This window comes from Acidovorax sp. SUPP3434, from assembly GCF_030159015.1.
Lineage (GTDB): Bacteria > Pseudomonadota > Gammaproteobacteria > Burkholderiales > Burkholderiaceae_C > Paracidovorax.
Window position 1 is genome coordinate 537,099 of sequence record NZ_BQXL01000002.1, and the last position, 12,609, is coordinate 549,707.

At 69.1% G+C, this 12,609-nt stretch carries 15 protein-coding genes; 13 read left to right on the forward strand and 2 right to left on the reverse strand.

Going from position 1 to position 12,609, the window contains the following annotated elements; genetic code table 11:
• Positions 1-200 precede the first annotated feature (200 nt).
• The gene (gene galE / locus AVKW3434_RS06145; protein ID WP_284405141.1) at positions 201-1,208 is read left to right on the forward strand and encodes a UDP-glucose 4-epimerase GalE; all 1,008 of its coding nucleotides are present in this window, start codon (positions 201-203) and stop codon (positions 1,206-1,208) included.
• Positions 1,209-1,220: 12 nt separating this feature from the next.
• On the opposite strand, the gene AVKW3434_RS06150 is transcribed toward galE, so the two are convergent.
• Positions 1,221-2,549 (reverse strand): dicarboxylate/amino acid:cation symporter, encoded by a 1,329-nt coding sequence (locus AVKW3434_RS06150; protein WP_284405142.1) that lies wholly within the window; start codon positions 2,547-2,549, stop codon positions 1,221-1,223.
• A 151-nt stretch (positions 2,550-2,700) separates the two neighbouring features.
• On the opposite strand from AVKW3434_RS06150, the gene AVKW3434_RS06155 reads away from it, so the two are divergent.
• The 11 genes from AVKW3434_RS06155 (at position 2,701) to tatC (ending at position 9,474) form a co-directional block, all read left to right on the forward strand.
• Positions 2,701-3,582 (forward strand): D-hexose-6-phosphate mutarotase, encoded by an 882-nt coding sequence (locus tag AVKW3434_RS06155; protein ID WP_284405143.1) that lies wholly within the window; start codon positions 2,701-2,703, stop codon positions 3,580-3,582.
• A gap of 36 nt (positions 3,583-3,618) precedes the next feature.
• Complete coding sequence (gene hisF, locus AVKW3434_RS06160; protein ID WP_272551361.1) at positions 3,619-4,398, forward strand: imidazole glycerol phosphate synthase subunit HisF; 780 nt, start codon at positions 3,619-3,621, stop codon at positions 4,396-4,398.
• A complete protein-coding gene (locus AVKW3434_RS06165; RefSeq protein ID WP_284405144.1) occupies positions 4,395-4,997 on the forward strand; it encodes a hypothetical protein in 603 nt (200 codons plus the stop codon). The genes hisF and AVKW3434_RS06165 overlap by 4 nt, the downstream gene beginning before the upstream one ends.
• Before the next feature lie 104 nt (positions 4,998-5,101).
• Positions 5,102-5,509, forward strand: a complete 408-nt coding sequence (hisI, locus tag AVKW3434_RS06170; protein ID WP_487090342.1) for a phosphoribosyl-AMP cyclohydrolase — start codon at positions 5,102-5,104, stop codon at positions 5,507-5,509.
• An 11-nt stretch (positions 5,510-5,520) separates the two neighbouring features.
• A complete protein-coding gene (locus AVKW3434_RS06175; protein ID WP_284396774.1) occupies positions 5,521-5,940 on the forward strand; it encodes a phosphoribosyl-ATP diphosphatase in 420 nt (139 codons plus the stop codon).
• Positions 5,937-6,320, forward strand: a complete 384-nt coding sequence (locus AVKW3434_RS06180; RefSeq protein ID WP_272567628.1) for a DUF4870 family protein — start codon at positions 5,937-5,939, stop codon at positions 6,318-6,320. The genes AVKW3434_RS06175 and AVKW3434_RS06180 overlap by 4 nt, the downstream gene beginning before the upstream one ends.
• A complete protein-coding gene (locus tag AVKW3434_RS06185) occupies positions 6,313-7,347 on the forward strand; it encodes a patatin-like phospholipase family protein (protein ID WP_284405145.1) in 1,035 nt (344 codons plus the stop codon). Before AVKW3434_RS06180 ends, AVKW3434_RS06185 begins: the two co-directional genes overlap by 8 nt.
• A gap of 52 nt (positions 7,348-7,399) precedes the next feature.
• Positions 7,400-7,759 (forward strand): histidine triad nucleotide-binding protein, encoded by a 360-nt coding sequence (locus tag AVKW3434_RS06190; protein WP_284405146.1) that lies wholly within the window; start codon positions 7,400-7,402, stop codon positions 7,757-7,759.
• A 104-nt stretch (positions 7,760-7,863) separates the two neighbouring features.
• The gene (gene tatA / locus AVKW3434_RS06195; RefSeq protein ID WP_284396782.1) at positions 7,864-8,112 is read left to right on the forward strand and encodes a Sec-independent protein translocase subunit TatA; all 249 of its coding nucleotides are present in this window, start codon (positions 7,864-7,866) and stop codon (positions 8,110-8,112) included.
• Positions 8,113-8,133: 21 nt separating this feature from the next.
• Entirely contained in the window at positions 8,134-8,625 is a 492-nt protein-coding gene (gene tatB, locus AVKW3434_RS06200) for a Sec-independent protein translocase protein TatB (RefSeq protein ID WP_284405147.1), read from the forward strand.
• A 57-nt stretch (positions 8,626-8,682) separates the two neighbouring features.
• Positions 8,683-9,474, forward strand: coding sequence for a twin-arginine translocase subunit TatC (gene tatC, locus AVKW3434_RS06205; RefSeq protein ID WP_272567636.1), 792 nt, complete (start codon positions 8,683-8,685; stop codon positions 9,472-9,474).
• A gap of 311 nt (positions 9,475-9,785) precedes the next feature.
• On the opposite strand, the gene AVKW3434_RS06210 is transcribed toward tatC, so the two are convergent.
• Positions 9,786-10,943, reverse strand: a complete 1,158-nt coding sequence (locus AVKW3434_RS06210) for a S1C family serine protease (protein WP_284405148.1) — start codon at positions 10,941-10,943, stop codon at positions 9,786-9,788.
• A 300-nt stretch (positions 10,944-11,243) separates the two neighbouring features.
• Here AVKW3434_RS06210 and AVKW3434_RS06215 point away from each other — a divergent pair, with 300 nt between their 5' ends.
• On the forward strand, positions 11,244-12,566 hold the full coding sequence (locus AVKW3434_RS06215; protein WP_284405149.1) for an MFS transporter: 1,323 nt from the start codon (positions 11,244-11,246) through the stop codon (positions 12,564-12,566).
• Positions 12,567-12,609: the final 43 nt, after the last annotated feature.

A 12,609-nucleotide genomic window follows, 5' to 3' on the forward strand; every position in this document is an offset into this window, starting at 1 on the left:
TAAGAAAAACAATCGAAACAATAGGTTTCATATGTGCATATTCCACACCGAAGTTCCGCACCGGGTTAAATACCAGCACGGCTCCATTTCCCCATCTTGACGGCTGGCAGGGTTTTGTGTTTTCCCGCCGACTTCTTTCGCGCGGCGCCCGGCACGGTACGCGGGGCTCGGGCATCCGGTTTCAAAAAAGGAGAAATTTCGTGATCCTCGTCACAGGCGGGGCCGGCTTCATCGGCTCCCACACTTGCGTCGCGCTGGCAGCCGCCGGCATTCCCTATCTCATCCTGGACAACTTCGGCAACAGCCGCCGCTCGGTGTTGGACCGCCTGGCCCGCATCACGGGTGCGACGCCCGAGTGCATCGAGGGCGACGTGCGCGACGAGGCCCTGCTGGCGCGCATCTTTGCCGAGCACCCCATCGAGGCCGTGGTGCATTTCGCGGCGCTCAAGGCGGTGGGCGAGTCGGTGCGCCAGCCGCTCGCCTACTACGACAACAACGTGGCCGGCACCGTGGTGCTGCTGCGGGCCATGCAGAAGGCGGGGGTGCGGTCGCTGGTGTTCTCCTCGTCGGCCACGGTGTACGGCGAACCGGCCTCGGTGCCGATCCGCGAGGATTTCCCCCTGTCGGCCACCAATCCCTACGGCTGGACCAAGCTCATGATGGAGCAGGTGCTGGCCGACGTGGACGCGGCCGAGCCCGGCCAGTGGCGCATCGCGCGGCTGCGCTACTTCAACCCCGTGGGCGCCCATGAGAGCGGCCTGATCGGCGAAGACCCGCAGGACGTGCCCAACAACCTGCTGCCCTACGTGGCCCAGGTCGCCGTCGGCATGCGCGAGAGCCTGAGCGTCTACGGCGACGACTACCCCACCCCCGACGGCACGGGCGTGCGCGACTACATCCATGTGTGCGACCTGGCCGACGGCCACGTGGCGGCGCTGCGCTACCTGCGCGAGCACCCCGGCCTGCTCACCGTGAACCTGGGGACGGGCCGGCCCGTGTCGGTGCTGGAGATGGTGCGCGGCTTCGAGCGCGCGAGCGGCCGCCCGGTGCCCTACCGCGTGGTGGCGCGCCGGCCGGGCGACGTGGCCCAGTGCTGGGCCGACCCGGCGCTGGCCGAGCAACTGCTCGGCTGGAAGGCCCACCACGGCCTGGACCTCATGTGCGCCGACGCCTGGCGTTGGCAGGACGGGGCGGCGCGCACGCTCTGACGCGCCGCGGGCTCAGGCCGGCGCCTGGGCCGGGACGCCGTCGCCGCGCGGCGCATCGGGCTCGGTGTCCAGCGTGGCGGCGTGCACGGCCGCCTCTTCCTCGGACAGCAGCGCGCCCTCCCACTTGGCCACCACCGCGGCGGCGATCGAGTTGCCCACCGCGTTGGTCGCCGAGCGGCCCATGTCGAGGAAGGTGTCCACGCCCAAAATCAGCAGCAGGCCCGCTTCGGGAATGTTGAAGTGGTTGAGCGTGGCGGCGATCACCACCAGCGAGGCGCGCGGCACGCCCGCCATGCCCTTGGAGGTGAGCATCAGGATCAGCAGCATGGTCACCTGCGTCTCCAGCGGCAGGTGGATGCCGTAGGCCTGCGCGATGAACAGCGTGGCGAACGTGCAGTAGATCATCGAGCCGTCGAGGTTGAACGAGTAGCCCATCGGCATCACGAAGCTGGAGATGCGGCGCTTCACGCCGAACCGGTCCAGCGCGTCCAGCAGCTTGGGGTAGGCCGCTTCCGAGCTGGCCGTGGCGAACGACAGCAGGAACGCCTCGCGGATGTGGCGCAGCAGCACGATGATGCGCCGGCCCAGGGCCAGGTAGCCGGCCAGGATCAGCACGGCCCACAGGATCACCAGCGCCAGGTAGAAGTCGCCCATGAACACGGCGAACTTCAGCAGGATGCCCAGGCCGTTCACCGCCACGGTGGCGGCCATGGCCGCCAGCACCGCCACGGGGGCGAACTTCATCACGTAGCCGGTGATCTTGAGCATCACGTGCGACAGCTCCTCGATGCCGCGCACCAGCGTGCGGGCCTTCTCGCCCAGGCCCGCCAGGGCGATGCCAAAGAACATCGAGAACACCACGATCTGCAGGATCTCGTTGTTGGCCATGGCCTCCACGAACGAGCGCGGCACCAGGTGGTTCACGAAGTCCTTGAGCGTGAATTTGGACGTCGCCAGGTGCGCGGACTGCCCCGCATCCGGCAGCGCCAGCCCCATGCTCGCGCCCGGCTGCAGCACGTTGGCCAGCACCAGGCCCAGCAGCAGCGACACCAGCGATGCCGTGAGGAACCACCCCATGGCCTTGGCGAACACCCGGCCCACCGACGACGCATCGCCCATGTGGGCGATGCCCACCACCAGGGTGGAGAACACCAGCGGCGCGATCAGCATCTTGATGAGTCGCAGGAACACGTCCGAGGCGATGGAGATGTAGCCCGCGATGCGCGCGGCTTCCTCCGGCTGGAGCACGTTGGCGTGGATCAGGTGGCCGATCACGATGCCGAGCGCCATCGCGACGAGGATGCCAACCGCGGGCGGGAGCTTTCTTTTCTTGGGCTGCATGGGTGACAGGGCGCGGTCGGCGGGCCCCGAAAGGGGGATCCGGCGATGCACCGATTTGGGGAAAACCCGCGATTGTGCTGCATGCGGGACGCCGCCCCGCCACCGGCCCCGCGCCCCTGCCCGGCGCGTGGCGGGCTCCTACAATCGCCGGATGACCGCCACTCCGCCCGTGCCGCCCTCCGCGCGCTCCGTGACCTTCCATGGCCTGCCCGCGCTGCAGCTGGCGCTGCCGACGGGCGAGACCGCCACCATCGCGCTGCAGGGCGCCCAGGTGCTGTCCTGGACCGGCCGCGATGGCGCCGAGCGGTTCTTCCTGAGCCCGCGCGCCGCCCTGGACGGCCACTCGCCGATCCGCGGGGGCGTTCCCGTGTGCTTTCCCCAGTTCAACCAGCGCGGCCCCCTGGCCAAGCACGGCTTCGCGCGCACCTTGCCCTGGCGGGTGGCGCGCCGCGAGGCCGATGGCGACAGCGGCAGCGAGGGCCCCGTGGCCCGCGCCGTGTTCGCGCTGGACGACACGCCCGAGACGCGGGCCTGGTGGCCCCACGGCTTCGCGGCGCGCCTCACGGTGGCGCTGTCCGCCGAACACCTTCTGCTCGACCTGTCGGTGCGCAACACCGGCACCACGGCGTGGGATTTCACCGCTGCGCTGCACGGCTACTACCGCGTGAGCGACATCGCCGCCACCCGCGTGGAGGGGCTCGATGGCTGCGCCCGCTGGGATTCGGTGGCCGACGTGCATTCGGTGCAGCAGGGCCCCGTGGCGTTCGACGGCGAATACGACTGCATCTTCTCGGCCGCGCCCGCGCCACTTCGGCTGCACGCGAGCGACCACGCGCTGACCCTCGCGCAAAGCCCGTCCTGGGGCAACACGGTGGTCTGGAACCCCGGCGCCGCGCTGTGCGCCAAGCTGGCCGACCTGCCCCCCGACGGCTACCGGCACATGGTGTGCGTGGAAGCCGCCTGCATCGACCAACCCGTGCACCTGGCGCCCGGCGCCGGCTGGTCGGGCTGGCAGCGCCTGGGGGCCGGCTGAGCCGCCCCTTCACCCGTTTCTTTCTTCGGACTTCCCATGCTTGCCAAACGCATCATTCCCTGCCTCGACGTGACCGGCGGTCGCGTGGTCAAGGGCGTCAACTTCCTCGAACTGCGCGACGCGGGCGATCCCGTCGAGATCGCCGCGCGCTACAACGGCCAGGGCGCCGACGAGCTGACCTTCCTGGACATCACCGCCACCAGCGACGGGCGCGACCTCATCCTGCACATCATCGAAGCCGTGGCCAGCCAGGTCTTCATTCCGCTCACCGTGGGCGGGGGCGTGCGCACGGTGGAAGACGTGCGCCGCCTGCTGAACGCGGGCGCCGACAAAACGAGCTTCAACTCCGCCGCCATCGCCAACCCGGATGTCATCAGCGCGGCCTCGGCCAAGTACGGCGCGCAGTGCATCGTCGTGGCCATCGATGCCAAGCGCCGCCAGGGCGAGGACCTGCAGGCGCGGGGCGAAGGTTGGGACGTGTACAGCCACGGCGGGCGCAAGAACACCGGGCTGGACGTTTTGCAATGGGCCACCGAGATGGCGCGGCGCGGCGCGGGCGAGATCCTGCTCACCAGCATGGACCGCGACGGCACCAAATCCGGCTTCGACCTGCAGCTCACCCGCGCCGTGAGCGACGCGGTCAGCGTGCCGGTGATCGCCTCGGGCGGGGTGGGCAACCTCGACCACCTGGCCGACGGCGTGCAGCAGGGCGGGGCCGATGCCGTGCTGGCCGCCAGCATCTTCCACTACGGCGAATACACCGTCGGCCAGGCGAAGGCGCGCATGGCCGAGCGGGGCATTCCGGTGCGGCTGTGACGGGCCGCACCCGGGGCCGCGCCCGCCTCGCGGCGGGGATCTGCACGGTCCTTTTCGCCGCCGTGCTGGCAGGCTGCGCGCAGGGCCCGCGCTCTGCGGGCAGCACGCCGGCGCCGTCCTATGCCTCGGGCTACTTCGACCGCGCGCCTTGCGCCGACCGCATCGGCCGCTGCTTCGACGCCACCATCGGCGGCCAGCCGGTGGAGGTGATCGCCACGCGCGAGGAGTTCGAACGCCTGCGGGCGCAGCTGCGCGCCCTCGACGGTGGCGTGCGCGACGTGTACTGGACCGTGCGCCGCCCCCTGGGCAGGGCCGCGGCGCTCGATGTGGAGACGTTCGCCAACGCGTTCGGGCGTGCCCATGTCGGCGAGCCCCGCGAGGAGGCCGACGTGACGGTGTATGCCCTCGACGGGCAGAACCTGGAGAGCGAGACCGAGCACGTCGCCAGCCCCGACGTGCGCATCGGCGGCCGCCCGGCCGTGGTGCAGCAGGAGACGCTCACGCAGGACACGCTGCCCCCCGGCCGCTACGCCTTCGCCATCAAATACCTGGGCCGCACGAACTGGGACCGCAAATGGGTGTTCCTGTCGGTGCAGTGAGGCCCGCATGCCTTTTTGCATGAAAATGGCCTTCGGAACAATCGATACTAGGGTGTTATGCTATGAAAATAATAGCAAAACAGGCCTTTCCCGCAGTGCAGCAAATGACCGAGAATGACTCCATGAACTGGCTCGACGAAGTGAAATGGGATGCGCAGGGCCTGGTGCCCGCCATCGCGCAGGAGGCGGCCACGGGCGATGTGCTCATGTTCGCGTGGATGGACCGCGAGGCCCTGGCCAAGACGGCCGAACTGGGGCGCGCGGTGTATTTCAGCCGCTCGCGCGGCAAGCTGTGGTTCAAGGGCGAGGAGTCGGGCCACGTGCAGACGGTGCACGAGATCCGCCTGGACTGCGACAACGACGTGGTGCTGCTCAAGGTGACGCAGCTCGGCCACGAGCCGGGCATCGCCTGCCACACCGGCCGGCACAGCTGTTTTTTCAGCGTACTCAAGGACGGCGCCTGGCAGGCGGTCGATCCGGTCTTGAAAGACCCCGAGTCCATCTACAAATAACGGCAATGCCCATGACCATCCCCCTCACCGACGCCCCGGCTGCTCCGCAGGCCCGCCCGTCCGAAGACGCGCTTGCGCGGCTGGCCGCCGTGATCGAAAGCCGCAAGCCCGCCCACGGCGGCGATGCCGACAAGAGCTACGTGGCGCGGCTGCTGCACAAGGGGCCGGACGCCTTCCTCAAGAAGATCGGCGAGGAAGCCACCGAGGTCGTCATGGCCGCCAAGGATGTGGACCATGGCGCCGACCCGTCCAAGCTGGTGTACGAAGTGGCTGACCTGTGGTTTCATTCCATGATCGCCCTCGCGCACTACGGCCTGACCCCGGCTGACGTGGTGGCCGAGCTGGAGCGCCGCGAGGGCACCAGCGGCATCGAGGAAAAATCCCTGCGCAAGGCCCTGGCCCGCGCCAACGACGAAGGAGCCAACGCGTGAGCGACATCATCGACGTGGAGCCGAACGAGCGGGCCGAATCGCTCAAGACCGTGGGTTGGATCAGCTACTTCCTGCACCTGATCGTCGCCGTGGGCGCCGTCATCCCCGGCGCGCAGCCCGGGGCCCTGCTGCTGGTCATCGCCCTGGTCATCGATCTGGTCAAGAAAAGCGATGCCGAAGGCACCTGGCAGGCCAGCCATTTCTCGTACCGCATCCGCACCGTCCTCTGGGCCGGCGTGCTCTATGTGGTGACCGCGCCGCTGTGGCTGCTGTTCATCGCGCCGGGCTGGATCGCCTGGGGCCTGATCTCCATCTGGTTCCTGTACCGCATCGTGCGCGGCATGGTGGCGATGAACAAGGGTCAGGCGATCGATGCCTGAGGCAGCGGCCCCCGCAGCGCCGCGGCGGCTCAACCTCGCCCTGCAGGGCGGCGGCTCGCACGGCGCGCTGACCTGGGGCGTGCTCGATGCGCTGCTGGAAGACGGGCGCTTCACGCTCGACGGCATCAGCGGCACGAGCGCCGGCGCCATGAACGCCGTGGCCCTGGCCCACGGCTTCGCGCAGGCCGCCAAGGCCCACCGGCATGCCAGCGCCGACGCGGCGCACCGCGCCGGCTGCGAGGCGGCGCGCGCCACGCTGCGGCGGCTGTGGGAGGGCGTGGGCGCCATGGGCAGCCTGCTGTGGGGCGTGCCGCTGGCCTCCAGCCCCTTCATGGGCATGATGACCCAGTGGCTCTCGCCCTACCAGACGAACCCGCTGGACATCAACCCGCTGCGCCGGCTGCTGGAGCGCGAAGTGGACTTCGACGTGCTGAGCGCCGCGCGCCACCCCCGCGTCTTCGTGTGCGCCACCAACGTGCGCACCGGGCGCGGCGAGATCTTCTCCGGCAAGGCCCTGAGCGCCGATGCCGTCATGGCCTCGGCCTGCCTGCCCCTCATGTTCAAGGCGGTGCAGATCGGCGACCAGCACTACTGGGACGGCGGCTACTCCGGCAACCCCGCCCTGTACCCGCTGATCTACAACACCGAGTGCAGCGACGTCCTGCTGGTGCAGATCAACCCCATCGAGCATGCCGAGGTGCCCGACACCGCCTCCGAGATCATGGAGCGCATGAACGAGGTCACCTTCAACGCCAGCCTGCTGGGCGAGATGCGCGCCATCGAGTTCGTGCGGCGCCTGCTGGCCGAGGGCAAGCTGGATGCGCGGCGCTACAAGAGCGTACGCATGCACCGCATCGACGGCGGCTCGCTGCTGGCGGGCTTCGGCGCCTCCAGCAAGACGCGGGCGGACCTGCCGTTCATCCGCCAGCTGTTCGAGCTGGGCCGCACCGCGGGGCAGGGCTGGATCCAGGCCCACCAGGCCGACGTCGGCGTGCGTCCCACGGTGAACATGGCCGACAATGCCTGACCCGGTGCCTCCAGCCAGGCCCCGTTTTTCCAGTTCCATCCCATCCCCATCCATGCAGCACGATCCGAACTGCCTTTTCTGCAAGATCATCGCGGGCCAGATTCCCTCCAGGAAGGTGTACGAGGACGAAGACATCTTCGCCTTCCACGACATCCACCCCTGGGCGCCCGTGCATTTTTTGATGGTGCCCAAGGAGCATGTGCATTCCATGGCCGGCGTGACCGAGGCCCATGCCGGCGTGCTGGGCCGCATGATGGCGCTGGCCCCGCGCCTGGCGCTGGAGCAGGGCTGCAATCCTTATCCGGAGGGCGGATTCCGCATCGTGGTGAACACGGGCGCCGAGGGCGGTCAGGAAGTGCACCACCTGCACGTGCACGTGATGGGCGGCCCCCGGCCCTGGCTCAAGGGCTGAACCTGCGGACGCCGGAAAGGCCGTGGAGCCCGGGCGCCGCAGGGATATGAACTTCCCCGTCATGCGGCGGGTCTAGAATGGTCCGTATTCGTTAGGAGATTGACATGGGTTCGTTTTCCATCTGGCACTGGCTGATCGTGCTGCTGATCGTGGTGATGGTGTTCGGCACGAAGAAGCTCAAGAACATGGGCTCCGACCTGGGCGGCGCCGTCAAGGGGTTCAAGGACGGCATGAAGGACGGCTCCGCGAGCGACGTGCCGCCGGCCACGCCCCCCGCAGGGCAGGTCGTCAACCACACCGCCGCCGACCCCAAGGGCACCACCATCGACGTCGAAGCCAAGCACAAGGGCTAATGCCCTGCCGGCCCTGCTTCCATGATTGATATTGGCCTGTCCAAGATGGCGCTGATCGGCGCCGTGGCGCTGATCGTCATCGGCCCCGAGAAGCTGCCACGCGTGGCGCGCACCGTCGGCACGCTGCTGGGCAAGGCGCAGCGCTACGTGGCCGACGTGAAGTCCGAGGTCAACCGCTCCATGGAGCTGGACGAGCTGCGCAAGATGAAGGAAACGATGGAAGGTGCCGCACGCGACGTGCACCAGAGCATCCACACCAGCGCCAGCGACTTCGAAAAAGACTGGAACAGCGACTTTTCCGGCACCGCGTCCGGCACGGGCACCGATACCGGTGTGCCGTACGACGCGGCCGGCGACGCCAGCGTGGTGCCCGCGTACAAGCACCCCGGCAAGAACTGGCGCCTCAAGCGGGGCGCCACGCCGCAGTGGTACAAAGCCCGCAGCGGCGTGCGCACCAAGGCCCAGTCGGGCGCGGCGCGCGTGGCCCGCTTTCGGCCCCAGAAATTCCATTGATGGCTGCGCACCCCGCGCAGCCACCCGCGCGGGTGCAATGCCCGCCCCTCCTGCACCATGTCCGAAACCCCCACTAAAGAAGACGAGCTGGCCGGCACCGAGCAGCCGTTCGTGCAGCACCTCATGGAGCTGCGCGACCGCCTCGTCAAGGCGCTGATCGCCATCGGCATCGCCGCGGGCATCCTGTTCCTGTACCCCGGCCCGGGCGCGCTCTACGACCTGCTGGCCGCGCCCCTGGTGGCGCACCTGCCCAAGGGCGCCACGCTGATCGCCACCTCGGTGATCTCGCCGTTCATGGTGCCGCTCAAGATTTTGCTGATGTCGGCCTTCCTGCTGGCACTGCCCGTGGTGCTGTGGCAGGTGTGGGCCTTCGTGGCGCCGGGCCTGTATTCGCACGAGAAGAAGCTGGTGCTGCCGCTGGTGGTCTCCAGCACGCTGCTGTTCCTGGTGGGCGTCGCGTTCTGCTACTTCTTCGTGTTCGGGCAGGTGTTCGCCTTCATTCAGGGCTTCGCGCCCAAGAGTATCACCGCCGCGCCTGACATCGAGGCGTACCTGAGCTTCGTGCTCACCATGTTCCTCGCGTTCGGCCTGTCGTTCGAGGTGCCGATCGTCGTGATCGTGCTGGCGCGCATGGGGCTGGTCAGCGTGGAAAAGCTCAAGGGCTTTCGCGGCTATTTCATCGTGCTGGCCTTCATCATCGCCGCCGTGGTCACCCCGCCCGACGTGGTGTCCCAGCTGGCCCTGGCCGTGCCGATGTGCCTGCTCTACGAACTGGGCATCTGGGCGGCGCAGCTCTTCATCCGCCACACCAAGGCGCCCGAGGACGAACAGGCGCAGGAACCGACCTGACATCGAACGGGGGGCTGGGCAACGCCTGCGCGGCGTGCCTTGCGCGTCGCGGCCGGGTCGCATCGTCGAAGGCAGGGCGTGATCGGGTGGTTGGGTGATCGATTCTTCATGGCGGCGCTGATGCCGCGCCAGGGGTTGCCTGCAGCGCGCTCCACGGCCTGCTCGATGGCCTGATCCGCGCCGGACGTTCACGTCGCCGGCCCGCCTTCAAGACCACGGCGCCACCCCTGGGCCGCCCGCACGGCCCCATGCATCGCCCACCCGTTTCAATCGTGTCCCGCGGCGAATGAATCCCCCCGGGCAACGCCGCCTCAGCGCTGTGGCTGAGGTGCCCGCTGCGGCCGGGGCCGGGTTCCGGGCACCACTTCCAGCTCCACCCGTGAATCGCCGCGCTGCAGCTGGAACGTGGCGGGCGTGCCGGGCTTGAGCGAGGCCACGGCGGTGAGCAGGGCGGAGACGCTGGCGGTCGGCTTGTCCTGCACCTGCACGATCACGTCGCCCGGGCGCATGCCGGCGCGGGCGGCGGGGCCGTCCTGCAGCACGCCGGTGATGATCACGCCCTCGGAGGCCTTCACGCCGAAGGTCTGCGCCAGTTCGGGCGACAGCTCGTTCGGCTCCACGCCGATCCAGCCGCGCGTGACCTGCCCGTCCTTCACGATGCCGTCCAGCACCAGCTTGGCGGTGGACACGGGAATGGCGAAGCCGATGCCCATGCTGCCGCCCGAGCGCGAGTAGATGGCGGTGTTGATGCCCATCAGGTTGCCGTTCACGTCCACCAACGCGCCGCCCGAATTGCCCGGGTTGATGGCCGCATCGGTCTGGATGAAGTTCTCGAACGTGTTGATGCCCAGCTGGCTGCGGCCCAGCGCGCTCACGATGCCGCTGGTGACCGTCTGCCCCACGCCGAACGGGTTGCCGATGGCCAGCACATGGTCGCCCACGGCGAGTTGGTCGGAGTTGCCCAGCACGATCACGGGCAGCTTGTCCAACTGCACCTTCAGGATGGCCAGGTCGGTGTCCGGGTCGGTACCGATCACGGTGGCGCGCGTGCGGCGGCTGTCGGTCAGGGTGACCTCGATCTCGTCCGCGCCCTCGACCACGTGGTTGTTGGTCAGGATGTAGCCGTCCGGGCTGATGATCACGCCGCTGCCCAGGCCGGTCTGCGCCTGTTGCGTTCCCTGGTCGCCGAAGAAGAACTGGAACCACGGGTCGTTGCTGCGCGGGTGGCGAACGGCGGCCTTGCTGGTGTTGATGCTGACCACCGCCGGCGCGGCCTTGCGCGCCGCGGCGGCGAAGCTGCCGGGGGCGGGGGGCGCGGCCGGGGTGCTGGGCGCCTCAATCAGGGCCACCCCCGCGCCGCTGCGGGTCGCGCCGCGCCGCAGCCAGTCTGGCTGGAGGGTGGCGACGACGAAGTAGGCCGCGACGAGCACCGTCACGGTCTGGGAAAACAGCAGCCAAAAGCGCTTCATGGTGGGCAGGGAAGAAAACCGGGGGAAGGGCGATTGTCGCCAGTTTGGGCCGGACCTTGGGCGAACAAGGTCCCCGGCCCGTCAGCCCGGGGTCAGCCCCACGGGGGCGCCGCTCAGGGCAAACCCTTAAAATGCCGCAGCGACTGCCACCGCACCCCCCGTCCCGTTCTCCCCGCGCGGCCCGGCCCACCGGCCCCGCCGCCTGCAACACGCCCCATCCGGAATGCCTGCTGAACGTCGGCCGCGCACCGCGCCCGCGGTGCCGCGCAGTCCCGCCATCGATCTCTCCGGAACCTGCCCATGACTTCTCCTTCCCCCGCCGCCGGCGCCCTGGCCGCCGCGCCCCGCCGCCCGCTCACCCGCCACGACTACCAGACGCTGGGCCTGTCCGCCCTGGGCGGCACGCTCGAGTTCTACGACTTCGTCATCTACGTCTTCTTCGCCGCCGTGCTGGGCGGGCTGTTCTTTCCGGCCGACATGCCCGACTGGCTGCGCCAGCTGCAGACCTTCGGCATCTTCGCCGCCGGCTACCTGGCGCGTCCCGTGGGCGGCATCATCATTGCCCACTTCGGCGACAAGCTGGGCCGCAAGCGCATGTTCACGCTGTCGATCTTCCTGATGGCCGTGCCCACGCTGGTCATCGGCCTGCTGCCCACCTACGCCAGCATCGGCGTGGCGGCGCCGCTGCTGCTGCTGGCCATGCGCGTGCTGCAGGGCGCGGCCATCGGCGGCGAGATGCCCGGGGCCTGGGTGTTCGTGGCCGAGCACGTGCCCGCCAACCGCTACGGCCTGGGCGTGGGCACGCTCACGGCCGGCATCACGGGCGGCATCCTGCTCGGGTCGCTGGTGGCGATCGGCATCAACCGCAGCTACGCGCCCGCCGAGGTACAGGAATTCGCGTGGCGCATTCCGTTCATCCTGGGCGGCGTGTTCGGCCTGGTGTCGGTGTACCTGCGGCGCTTCCTGCACGAAACGCCCGTGTTCCAGGAGTTGGCCGCCCGCCGCGCCGTGGCGCGCGAACTGCCGGTCAAGACCGTGCTGCGCGACCACCGCGGCGCCATGCTGCTGGTGGCCCTGATGACCTGGGTGCTGTCCACCGCCATCGTGGTGGTGGTGCTCATCACGCCGACCTACCTGCAGAAGGTGTTCCACATTCCCGCCACGCTGGCGCTGGAGGCCAACGCGGTCGCCACGCTCACGCTCACCATCGGCTGCGTACTCGTCGGCTGGGCCACGGACCGCTTCGGCACCCGCCCGGTGATGCTGGTGGGCTGGGGCGGCCTGGTGGTCACCACCTACCTGTTCTACACGGGCCTGCCGGGCACGCCGGCCACGCTGGTGTTCAACTACGGGCTGATCGGCCTGTTCGTGGGCTCGATCGCGCTGCTGCCCATCGTGGGCGTGCGGGCGTTTCCGCCCGAGGTGCGCTTCACCGGCCTGTCCTTCTCGTACAACATGGCCTATGCGGTGTTCGGCGGCATCACGCCCATCCTCATCACGCTGTGGCAGCAGCACGACGTGCTGGCCAATGCCCACTACGTGGCGGCCATGGGCGTGCTGGGGTTCGCGCTGGGCTTCGTGCCGCTGGCTTCGCGCGGCTGGCAGCCTTCGGCGCGCACGTAAAGGGGAAGAGGGCGCCAAGACCCGACACTCCGGAGCGTTCAAA